7 protein-coding genes are annotated in these 5,996 nt (G+C 72.2%); 3 read left to right on the top strand and 4 right to left on the bottom strand.

The annotated features are described in order from the left end of the window. On the top strand, positions 1–972 hold a 972-nt coding region (locus tag ACFFNX_RS39505; protein ID WP_378211276.1), incomplete at its 5' end, for a DUF885 family protein. Positions 973–991: 19 nt separating this feature from the next. Here the strand turns inward: ACFFNX_RS39505 and ACFFNX_RS39500 are convergent. Continuing rightward, complete coding sequence (locus ACFFNX_RS39500) at positions 992–1,477, bottom strand: hypothetical protein (protein ID WP_378211275.1); 486 nt, start codon at positions 1,475–1,477, stop codon at positions 992–994. 143 nt (positions 1,478–1,620) lie between these two features. On the opposite strand from ACFFNX_RS39500, the gene ACFFNX_RS39495 reads away from it, so the two are divergent. Then, positions 1,621–3,066, top strand: coding sequence for a sulfatase family protein (locus ACFFNX_RS39495; protein ID WP_378211274.1), 1,446 nt, complete (start codon positions 1,621–1,623; stop codon positions 3,064–3,066). Positions 3,067–3,073: 7 nt separating this feature from the next. On the opposite strand, the gene ACFFNX_RS39490 is transcribed toward ACFFNX_RS39495, so the two are convergent. Next, on the bottom strand, positions 3,074–3,613 hold the full coding sequence (locus ACFFNX_RS39490) for a YbaK/EbsC family protein (RefSeq protein ID WP_378211273.1): 540 nt from the start codon (positions 3,611–3,613) through the stop codon (positions 3,074–3,076). A gap of 13 nt (positions 3,614–3,626) precedes the next feature. Then, positions 3,627–3,878: a hypothetical protein gene (locus ACFFNX_RS39485; RefSeq protein WP_378211272.1), complete on the bottom strand. Its 252-nt coding sequence runs from the start codon at positions 3,876–3,878 to the stop codon at positions 3,627–3,629. A gap of 53 nt (positions 3,879–3,931) precedes the next feature. Between ACFFNX_RS39485 and ACFFNX_RS39480 the strand changes: the two genes are divergently transcribed. Further along, positions 3,932–4,330, top strand: coding sequence for a hypothetical protein (locus tag ACFFNX_RS39480; RefSeq protein ID WP_378211271.1), 399 nt, complete (start codon positions 3,932–3,934; stop codon positions 4,328–4,330). 46 nt (positions 4,331–4,376) lie between these two features. Here ACFFNX_RS39480 and ACFFNX_RS39475 read toward each other — a convergent pair. Beyond that, positions 4,377–5,996: DUF4132 domain-containing protein (locus tag ACFFNX_RS39475; RefSeq protein WP_378211270.1), on the bottom strand; the 1,620-nt coding region annotated here is incomplete at its 5' end.

Genomic DNA, 5,996 nt, shown 5'->3' with positions numbered 1-5,996 from the left:
GCGCTCGGCGGCCCCGCGCTGGCCCGGCTGATGGGCGCCTCGGAGGCGCTCGACCTCGACCTCGACGCTCTGGCCGCCGAGGCCGACCGTGAACGCGACCGGCTGATGACGCGGCTGACCGAGGCCTGCGCGCGCCTGGACCCGGCGCGGCCGGCGCTGGAGCTGTGCCGCGAGCTCGTACGGGACCACCCGGACATCGACGGCGTCATCGACGCGTCCCGCGACTGGACCCGGCAGGCCGTGGCGTTCACCCGCGAACGCGACCTGGTGCCGTACCACGACGGCGAGTGCCTGGTCGGCCTGGCGCCGGAGTCGCGCCGCTGGGGCATGGCGATGATGTCGTGGGCGGCGCCGGGCGAGCCGGAGGCGCCGTCCTGGTACCACATCACGCCGCCGGACCCCTCCTGGCCGGAGGAGGACATCGAGGACTGGCTCCAGGTGTTCAGCGCCACCACCCTGCCGGGCGTGACGGTGCACGAGGTCGCCCCGGGGCACTTCTCGCACGGCCGCGCGCTGCGCCACGCGCCGACCGTCGTGCGCCGGACGCTGTTCTCCCTGGCCTTCGTCGAGGGCTGGGCCCACTACGCGGAGGAGCTCTGCGTCGAGGAGGGCTTCCTGGCCGACGACCCGCGGTTCGAGATCGGCGTGTGGCTGGAGGCGCTGGTCCGCGTCACCCGGCTCGCCTGCGCGATCGGCGTGCACACGGGCGCCATGACGGTCGAGGACGGGGCGCGACGCTTCGCCGCCGACACCCACCTGGCCGGGTCGGCGGCCCACGCGGAGGCCGCGCGCGCCGTGTTCGACCCGACGTACGGCCGGTACACGCACGGCAAGCTGGAGATCCTGCGCCTGCGCGAACGCGCCCGCCAAGAGTGGGGCGGCGAGTACTCCCCGCAGCGTTTCCACCGTGCCCTGTTCGCGCTCGGCTCGCCGCCGCTCGGCCTGCTGGACGGCGCCCTGGAGCACGGCTGAGCCGCCCGCGAGGCGATCGTCAGGCGCGGCTCCAGCGGAACACCTCGCCGCGGCGCAGGAGCAGGCCCGCGGTCAGCAGCGCGGCGCCCGAGAGCGGTGCCGGCAGCAGGTAGGGCAGGAAGTCCAGTGCCGATCCGCCCGGCGGGTCGGCGGCGAACAGCACCGCGAAGGCCACCGTCGCGGCCAGGAACAGCGCGCCGAGGAGCGTGCCGACCCGGGACATGAAGGCGATCGCGAGGCGCCCGCCGCGCCACAGACGCCAGAGCATCAGGGCGAAGACCAGCGTCCAGAACACGATGGAGGCGACGTCACCGGTGTGGCCGCCCGTCCGGTCGTGGGCGACGCCCCACGCCGCCATGCCCACCGAGCAGACCCAGAAGGCCGCGAAGCAGGCGACGGCGACGACCAGGGCGAGAGGGCGGCCGCGCCGGCCGACCGTACGGACACGGCGGATCGGTGCGCGTCCGGGCTCGGAGCCCTCGGGGCCGAGGTCGGGCGGGAGCATGTCCCGGGAGCGTACTCCGGCGTCCTGACGGCTCCCTGACCGATCCCCCGGGCTTCCCATGCGCGTGCCAGGGCGGTCCCACGGTTCTCCAAGGCTCCTCGGTCACGCTGACGGACTGTCATGTCACCGACGGAAGGCCAGAGATGAAGCGGCTCGTGGCACTGACCCTCGCGGCCTGCCTGGCGCTCGCCTCCTGCCGGGCGGGCGCCGCCGAGCGGACCTCACGGCAGACGGCGGCGCACGCGGCGGAGCGGCCCAACATCGTCTTCGTGCTGACCGACGACCTCGCGGGCAATCTCGCCTCCTTCATGCCGCAGCTTCAGCGGATGCGGCGGCAGGGAACGACCTTCACGCATTACTTCGTGACCGACTCGCTGTGCTGTCCCTCGCGGTCGACGACGTTCACCGGGAAGTTCCCGCACGACACCGGCGTCTTCACCAACACCGGCGCGGACGGCGGCTACCAGGCGTTCAACGCCCACGGGAACCAGCAGAACACGTTCGCGACCGCGCTGCGGTCGGCCGGCTACCGCACCGCCATGATGGGCAAGTACCTCAACGGCTACCAGCCGGCCGACCCGGTGCCGCCGGGCTGGAGCGAGTGGGACGTCGCCGGCAACGGCTATCCGGAGTTCAACTACTCCCTCAACGAGAACGGCCACATCGTCAGGTACGGCCACCGGCCGGGCGACTACCTGACCGACGTGCTGAACCGCAAGGGCCAGAACTTCATCGCCCAGTCGGCCAAGGCCGGGCAGCCGTTCATGATGGAGCTGGCGACCTTCGCCCCGCACGGTCCGTTCACGCCCGCGCCGCGGGACGCGAACAGGTTCCCCGGGCTCAAGGCCCCGCGCGGCCCCTCGTTCAATGAGGCGGACATGTCCGACAAGCCCGCATGGATCAGGGACCATCCGAAGCTCACCCCGAAGCAGATCAACAAGATCGACACCTCGTTCCGCAAGCGGGCCCAGGCCGTGCAGGCGGTCGACAAGATGCTCGGCGACCTCCAGGCGGCCCTGAAGGCCAACGGCGTCGACCGCGACACCTACATCGTGTTCGGCTCCGACAACGGCTTCCACATGGGCGAGCACCGTCTCGCCTCGGGGAAGATGACCGCCTACGACACCGACATCAACGTGCCGCTCGTGGTCACCGGGCCCGGCGTCGCGGCCGGCCGTACGACCTCCGCGCTCGCCCAGAACACCGACCTGTGCCCGACCTTCGAGACTCTCGGCGGCGTCAAGGTGCCGGACGCGGTGGACGGCCGCTCGCTCACGCCGTTCTTCTCGGGCGACACGGTGAAGGACACGCGCGACGCGGTCCTGGTCGAGCACCACGGTCCCGACAACGCGGTGAACGACCCCGACCGGCCGACCAGGGCGAGCGGCAACCCGCCGAGCTACGAGGCGGTCCGCACGGCCCACGAGGTCTACGTGGAGTACGCCGACGGCGAGCGTGAGTACTACGACATCGCCAAGGACCCGAACGAGCTGGACAACGCCGTGAGCCGGGTGCCCGCCAAGCGTCTGGCCCAGCTGAGGTCGATGCTGCACCGCCTGGAGAAGTGCTCCGGTACGGCCTGCCGGTGAGAGGCGGTCAGGAGGCCACGGGGCGGGCGAGGTCCGGCAGGACCTCGCCCGTCGCGATCTCGGCCAGCGCCGCGCTCGGCACCACGAGCTTGGAGCGGCGCACACCGCTGCCGACCACGACGTGGGGCTGCTCGATGACGGCCGCGTCCACCAGCACCGGCCAGGCCGCCGGGAGTCCGAACGGGGTGATCCCGCCGTACTCCATCGCGGTCTCGGACACCGCCTGGTCCTGCGAGGCGAACGACGCCTTGCGCGCGTCGAGGCGCCGGCGGACCACGCCGTTGACGTCGGCACGGGTCGTCGCCAGCACCACACAGGCGGCGAGACGCACCTCACCGCCCCGTTTGGCCGCGATGATCACGCAGTTGGCGGAGGCCTCGAGCGGTACCCCGTACCGCTCGCAGAACGCGGCCGTGTCGGCGAGCCCGGGATCGATCTCGGCGACCTGGAAGGAGCCCTCGCCCTTCCAGCCGCGCAGCGCCTCGGCGACGGGCGCGGCGAGCAGGTCGGTGCGGTCGAGGGCGGGCTCGAGTGTCAGTCCCCACATGTGTCGAACCCTCTCACAGGGCCGAGATGGAGGCGGGCGCGCGCTCCGCGCGGCTGAGGCCCCGGAGCACGCTGACGGCGCCGTGCCGGCGGATCGCGATGCGGGACAGCAGGTCGACGACGGTCTCGACGGCCTCGGCGGGCAGCTCGGGCGTTGCCACGCCGACGCTGCAGGCGAGGTCGTCGCTGTGCACCACGACCTCCAGCAGCCGGCTCGTGACGAAGTCGTCCAGCGTGAGGGAGAACCCCCAGCCCGGGCGGCGCACCCGCCGCGTGGACCGCGCGAACCGGGCCCTCCTGCTCGACGGCCAAGGCGGCGATGGACACCAGCGGCTCCTGGAAACCGCTGGCGGGCAGCGCCACGGGCGGCTGCGGGGACGCCTTGATCCATCGAACGACCGACAGCGGTGACGGGGCGAACTGGATCTTCTATCCCGGCGTCGGCAAGACCTGTACGTTCCGCGTCGACATTCCCGATTCGAGCGTCGTCACCGCTACCAACGTCATCTATCAGGCGTGGGACACGATTCCAGGCAAGCACACGGACGGACACCGCATCGGCGGCAATATCCGGACCGACCAGCAGGCCAATCGCGGCCGGGCGATGACCCTTACATTCGGCCCGACCAAGAACGGCACCATCGACCTGCAGATCTACGACGATTATCCCGAGCACAAGATCGAGGCCGCCGGCACGGTCACGGCCACCTGCCGCTGAGCCCGGCGTTCGATCGTCCGGCTACGCCACGCCGTGCGGTGCGTCGTCACCGTGCCACCAGGTCCGTGAGATCGGCGAGCACCTCGGACGCGGTCACCGGGTCGAGGTCGGCGAACGCGAGCCTGGACGGCTCCCCGGGCGGGCTCCACGCGCCGGGCTGTTCGGACAGCCCGATGAATTCCAGCGACTGCTCGGTGGAGACGTCGACGGCGCCGATCGTGAACCCCTCCGACGGGCCGACGACGATCCAGCGGTCCTTCGCGACCCGCTTGGACAGCCGGCACTGCACACCCGCGAACATCGGCTCGTCGCGCTCCCAGCCGCGCCGTTCCAGGCCGAGCAGTTTGGCGGTCGGCACGGTGATGTTCTCGAACCGCTCCAGCCGGTCGCCGGCGGCCTCGTCGTCCGTGAGCCGGTGCACGGCGCGGCCGAGCTGGGGGAAAGGCTGCAGGATCTCGTGGTCGGCGAACAGCTCCCCCCATTCCGCCAGCTCCTCGCCGAGGTGGAGCGGGTGCGCCAGCCGTACCGAGGCGTCCTCCGGCAACGTGAACTCCTCGTCCCGTACGTCGGCGAAGGTGCGGTCCTCCGCCACGCGGAACGCCGTCACCGCACCGACGCCGCCGATGGCCGGGGTCGCGCACAGGGCCCTTCGCGAAGCCCCGGCCGGGACGCACAGCCACACCAGCCGCCGCACCAGATGCCACAGCAGGGGATGGGAGACGAACAGCTCGCGGAACTCACCGGTCGTCCAGCTGCGGCCCGAGACCATCGCGCCCTCCAGCCGGCGCACCTGGTCCGAGGCCACCGTCCGCACATCCTTCTTCAGGGCCATGAACCGCTTGCGTTCCGCCGGCGCCGACTCGGCGTCGTCGCGGGCGCCCGGCTTGGGCAGGTCCTTGAGCCGCTTGCCGTCCTGGTCCAGGACGTACGGCCGCAGTTGCTCGTCGAAGCCCACGGTGAAGCGCCGGGGCCCGTAGTCCACGACGGTCGAGCCGGCGGCGTCCAGCCCGAAGTCCGGCACCAGCCGGTCGGCGAGTTCCTCGCCGGACAGCCCGAGATCGGCCGCGACCTGCTCGATCTTCTCCTTGGCGCGCGTCCTGAGCGCCTTGAACCTCACCCGCAGGGACAACCCGTGCAGATGCATCAGGGCCACGTCGCTGCCGATGGTCGCCAGCATGTCCAGGCCCTCCACGGCCCGCTGGTGCGCTCCCTCGCCGGGCCAGTCGCGCAGGATCGGCGCCAGCCGGCGCACCGTGTCGTCGTCGCCGAGCCACCCCAGGCCATGCAGCGCCCAGCTTTCCGCGGCCGGCATCCCGGACAGCCGCCACTGCTCGAACAGGGACCAGGCGAAGGAGGCCAGCGACTCGGGATCGCACGTCTCCTTCACCACCTCCACGCCCGTGTAGACCGCGCCCGGCCGGGAGATCGCCAGCATGGTCAGCAGATGGCGTACGGACGCGGCCGGAAGCGCCGAGGCCCGGCCGCGCAGCAGCACTCGCGGCAGCAACCGGGGGGCCGCCCAGGCGGCGGGCTCCGGCATCCGCGACGGCAGCGCGAGCTCCATCCGATCGGCCGACAGCAGGTCACCGATGACCGCGACCGCCTCGGGACCGTGACCGGCCGCGGCGTCGAGTACGGCGTCCTTGCCGTGCGTGGCGGCGATGGC

This window comes from Actinoallomurus acaciae (assembly GCF_042429965.1).
GTDB lineage: Bacteria > Actinomycetota > Actinomycetes > Streptosporangiales > Streptosporangiaceae > Actinoallomurus > Actinoallomurus acaciae.
Note: the sequence above shows the minus strand (reverse complement) of the source record. Positions and strands in the feature narration are given on the sequence as shown.